Here is a 1,571-nt window from a genome sequence, read left to right as displayed (position 1 = left end):
CTTTGTGGGCCAAAGCTACGGGCGCTATCAACCAGTGCTTTAAGCTCGTTAGGTAAAATATAAGGTATAGCTTGGCCGTCAGCTTGTTTGCGGTTAGCAAGTTCCGTTAAGCTTTGTAGTGGCACCCCTTGGTTAACCGCCGTTTCATGCATTAGCGCTAGGCTATAATGGGGTAAGGTATTATTCAAATTGCGCCGCCAATACGGTTTATAACCTGTGTAAATTGTATCTTCTGGTTTATTGCGAATGCGTTTTGGTTGCCTGTTTACTCTTGGCCTACTTGCTTTAAATTCAATATTAATTGTTGGCCAATAATATTTTTGCTCAAGTGACTTTTTAAGCTGCGCCAATTCCTTATCATGTTCAGGCTCTCCGGCTTGCCCTGCAATATATTGCCACGGGTATAATATGGTTGTTTCTACGGGGCCATAACCGCCGCCAATATCTGAGTGCACACCCGGTAATTCAATCTCTTGCTGGTTTTTAAGGAGCTGCTTATTACGGGTACGTAATGAGCTGAGTGGAAATTTATCACGCTTTTCATCAAACGCCGCCAAGTGCATTACAAACCCCGCACTACTATTGGCTAGGTTTAAATTAACAGAGTAATCAAGCTCATCATTGGCATAAAACTCACTGTGGTTGTTATCACCATCGCCACCAATAGATGCAACGCTGTCGAATAAACCAACAAAGCGAATAACCGGCTTAATACCGCCCCAATACTGTGGATCATTTTTATATATCGCATTCACTTGATTAACAAATGCTCGCGCTTGCGCGGCACCTCGGCTAAAACCAAATACATCAATAAAGCAAACTTTAATAGTTTTAAATAAATTACGAATCAAATATGCTTCCATTTCGAGTAAAGACCTTTTAATTCGCTCATCAAAACTAAACGCTAAACCCATGTCTAAGGTTGAATCGCTTTCGTGGGCTTTAGTACCTATACCTTCTTCATAATGACGTGCTTGAAAGTCTTCTGCTGGATACAATTCGTAAAGCTTAACCACATTAGTCGGTTCTTTGCCGTCGGTTGAATCTTGTATGTCGTTAAGGCGGTTATTTCCCGTGCCATCAAAGAACACCCCAAAGCTAGGGGGTTCTGCGAGCAAGGTTATTTCAATATGGCCTTTTGGTAATATTTTATGTTCGAGTAATTGCGGCCCGCCTTTTTCACCAATCTTGAATGACTGAACCTTTAATGGATCGAAATAATCTGCAAAGCTTTGTTCGTTAATAAGGGTTAACTCTGCTTCGCCCGCTATAATTACTTTTAAGGTATAAAGCGCTTGTTGTGACAGGTTTTTAAAGTGGTATTGTTGATTGCCCTGTAGCTCCAAGTTAACTGCGCTACCTTGGCTAAACAACTGCGCTTTTATATCTACATCACCAACCACTTTAACTATAATATTTTTTTGTAACGCACCAACATTTGTTTTGATAACCAGTGTGTTAACTTTATTGACTGCCATGGGCATTGCTTGGCTCATAACTTAGGCTCCATAAACATAAACAAGACGGCTTTTAGTAACCGGCCCTGCAATGCCGTCTACCTGTAGTTGTTG

1 protein-coding gene is annotated in these 1,571 nt (G+C 41.2%); it reads right to left on the bottom strand.

The window, feature by feature from the left end; translation table 11 throughout:
* Positions 1-1,496: DUF2235 domain-containing protein (locus H5232_RS23150; RefSeq protein ID WP_182831635.1), on the bottom strand; the 1,496-nt coding region annotated here is incomplete at its 3' end.
* Between the last annotated feature and the right edge of the window lie 75 nt (positions 1,497-1,571).

It is taken from the genome of Pseudoalteromonas sp. SG41-5 (genome assembly GCF_014164495.1).
Classification (GTDB): Bacteria; Pseudomonadota; Gammaproteobacteria; order Enterobacterales; family Alteromonadaceae; genus Pseudoalteromonas; species Pseudoalteromonas rhizosphaerae.
The sequence above is the reverse complement of the archived record's forward strand: the minus strand, read 5'-3'. Positions and strand labels throughout refer to the sequence as shown.